Consider the following 3,029-nt stretch of genomic DNA (forward strand, 5'->3'; position numbering starts at 1 on the left):
CCCTGCGCAACCTCGCCCTCGCCGTGCGCAAGGTCGACGAGGGCGAGGCCCGCGACGAGCACGCGGGCACCGGGGTCATCGAACGGGACCTCGTGCTGCTCGGCCTGGTGTCGATGCGCGACCCCCTGAGGGAGGAGGTCCCCGCCGCCATGGCGCGCACGCGCGAGGCGGGGATCAGGGTCGACATCGTCACCGGGGACTCCGCGACGACCGCGGCGGCCATCGCCCGACAGGCCGGCCTGTGCGACCCGGGCACCGACCCCCGCGTCGTCACCGGGGAACAGCTCTCGGCGATGCCGGACGGGGACGTGCTGCGCACCGCCCTCGGGGGCGGGGTGATCTTCTCCCGGGTCGCACCCGAGGACAAGATGCGCATCGTCTCCCTCGTGCGTGCCTCCGGTTCCGTCGTGGCGGTGACGGGTGACGGCATCAACGACGCCCCGGCCCTGCGCCATGCGGACATCGGCGTGGCGATGGGACGCACCGGGACCGACGTGGCCAAGGACGCCGCGGAGGTGGTGCTCCTCGACGACTCCTTCGCCACGCTGGTGGACGCCGTGGGCCAGGGTCGCACGATCTACACGAACATCTCCCGTGGCGTGCTCTCCTGCCTGACCTCGAACATCGCGGAGTTCGTCGTCAACATCGCCAGCCTGGCACTGACCATCGTGATGGGTCTCCCCCCTGGCGCTCAACGTCCTCCAGATCCTCGCCATCGACGTCCTGGGGGAGATCATCCCCATCTCGGCCCTGGGAGCGGACCGCGCGGAGGGGGAGAACATGCGTCGGCCACCGCGGGACCCACGCGCCCGGATCCTCGGGGGCCGCTCCCTGGGCGACGTCCTCGCCACCGGCGGCGTCATGGGAGCCCTCGCCGTCGGCGGGTTCCTCCTCGCCTTCCCGCTCCAGGGGGTCGCCATCGGGGAGGGCGACGCCCGCCAGGCTGCCGCGGCGACCACCGTCACCTACGCGACGATCCTCATGTCCCAGTTGGTCAACATCATCCACCGACGCAGCGTCCACGGGATCTTCTCCCGCCACCAACTCACCAACAGGCGCTTCTGGATCGCCTGCCTCCTGGCGGTGGCGATCATGGGTGTCATCGTCTACGTGCCCCTGGTGGCCGGGTTCTTCGGCACCGCACCCCTCACCCCCTCGCTGTGGCTGCCGGTGCTGGGCGCCATGGTGGTCATGGCGGGTGCCCGCTGGGTGATCGCCCGCTTCCTGCCCGAACGGTCCTGAGGCGTCGGGCCGGAGGACCTCTGCCGCTCCCGCGTGGGCACGGTTAGTGTGGGGACATGCCCCCACGCCTCGTGTGCGTCGACATCGACGGAACCCTCATCAATGCGCGTCAGGAGGTCCCCCGCTCCAGTCGGGACGCCATCCGCGCCGGTCTCGGCGCCGGCAACGTCTTCGTCCTGTGCACCGGCCGCTCCCTCCCCGAGGTCTACCCCTGGGTGTGGGATCTCGGCTTCACGGGGATCATCGGGGGTTCCGGCGCCTTCACGCGCATGGGTGAGGAGGTCGTGGAGGACCACAGGATCTCCCACGAGGACCTGGTCGCCGTGTCCTCCCACTTCGAGGACGAGGGCCTGCCCTGGGTCTGGCAGACCCCCACCGAGATGCACCCCAGTCGCTCCTTCATGGAGATCTTCGCGGGCGATCCCGCCCAGGGTGACACCGACTGGGGCCCCTACGCCGAACAGGTCCGCCACGCCCTGCGCCCGGGCCTGCCGACCACCGCCTCCAAGGGGACCTTCGTGGTGCCCGACGGGACCACCTTCGACCCCGGGGTCCCCGGCGCGATGACGGACGGGCGCCTGCGCACGATCTCCGGCTCGGTGGAGGCGAGCGGGGGAACGACCTGCGAGGTCCTGATCTCGGGCGTCGACAAGGGCACGGCGCTGGTGGGACTCGCGCAACACCTCGGTATCCCCGTGTCCGAGACCGTCGCCATCGGCGACTCCGTCAACGACCTCGAGGCACTGGCCGCCGCCGGCACCGGTGTCGCGATGGGCAATGCCTCCCCCGACGTCAAGGCCGTGGCCGACCTGGTCACCGACGGGATCGACTCCGACGGGCTCGCGAAGGCCCTGGACGGGCTCGGCCTCACGGGCAGGGCCACGCTGGACTGAGAAGGACCGGCAGCGGACCGGCCGTGCAACGGACAGGCCGTGCGGCACCGGTCCGGTAACGGGGCGGGTCCCGCCGGGAGCCCCAGGACGCCCGGGGCGACGTCGGACCGCACCCGCCACCCGGACCCTCGTGGTCATCCTCCCCGCGACCGTGCGCCGAACTGCACGGACTTCCCCCCGTCCGGGGAGCGCAGGGCGCGTGGGGGACCGTAGAGTGGCAGGTGCACCGGCACCGAGGCCGTGCCGCCGTCCGCCGTGCCGGACGTCCATACACAGGAGGAGCGCCATGAGCGACCAGGAAGTCCCCACCCCCGGCAAGCAACCGACCACTCCCACCGACCTCCACGACGAGGTCCCGACCGAGGGCAACCAACCCACCAGACCGACGAACCTCGAGGACGAAGTCCCCACGGAGGGCGTCCAGCCCGCCACACGACCCACCGACGAGGAGATCCCCGGCAACCCGGGCAACCCCGTCGAGGAGTGACGGTCGGCCGCTCCGTCGCCCGGTGACCGTGGGACGGGCGCCACTCCTTCCGGTTGCCGCCCCGTCGGCCCCGTGCGAGGGTTGTGGTGTTCGAGATTGACGATCCAGGAGGAACACATGTCCGACTTCGACCACAAGATCGACCAGGCGTCCGGCAAGGTCAAGGAGACCGCCGGCAAGGTCTCCGGGGACAAGGACCTCGAAGCCGAGGGCAAGGTCCAGAAGAATGAGGGCAAGGTCAAGGAGACCCTGGACGATGCGGGCGAGAAGGTCCGTGACGCCGCCGGGGACGTCAAGGCCGAGGCCGAGGCCCTCGTGGACCGCGCGAAGAAGGCGCTGCACCGCGATGTCGACTGAGTACTGATCCGACCCGGTGACGGGCGGAGGGCAGGGGGCCCGGGACCGAC

General features: G+C 71.3%; 4 protein-coding genes and 1 pseudogene. All 5 read left to right on the forward strand.

What is annotated here, in order from left to right:
- Positions 1–92: 92 nt before the first annotated feature.
- Positions 93–614 (forward strand): annotated as a pseudogene (locus TA90_RS16055) (HAD-IC family P-type ATPase); the annotation flags it as partial.
- Positions 615–684: 70 nt separating this feature from the next.
- Positions 685–1,242, forward strand: coding sequence for a cation transporting ATPase C-terminal domain-containing protein (locus tag TA90_RS15275; protein ID WP_082031666.1), 558 nt, complete (start codon positions 685–687; stop codon positions 1,240–1,242).
- Between the two features lie 56 nt (positions 1,243–1,298).
- A complete protein-coding gene (locus tag TA90_RS11540) occupies positions 1,299–2,135 on the forward strand; it encodes an HAD family hydrolase (RefSeq protein WP_043536637.1) in 837 nt (278 codons plus the stop codon).
- A gap of 286 nt (positions 2,136–2,421) precedes the next feature.
- The gene (locus TA90_RS11545; RefSeq protein ID WP_043536639.1) at positions 2,422–2,622 is read left to right on the forward strand and encodes a hypothetical protein; all 201 of its coding nucleotides are present in this window, start codon (positions 2,422–2,424) and stop codon (positions 2,620–2,622) included.
- 117 nt (positions 2,623–2,739) lie between these two features.
- On the forward strand, positions 2,740–2,979 hold the full coding sequence (locus tag TA90_RS11550) for a CsbD family protein (RefSeq protein WP_043536641.1): 240 nt from the start codon (positions 2,740–2,742) through the stop codon (positions 2,977–2,979).
- Positions 2,980–3,029 lie beyond the last annotated feature (50 nt).

Origin of the sequence: Actinomyces polynesiensis (assembly GCF_000820725.1) — a bacterium.
In the GTDB taxonomy this organism is placed as follows: Bacteria; Actinomycetota; Actinomycetes; order Actinomycetales; family Actinomycetaceae; genus Pauljensenia; species Pauljensenia polynesiensis.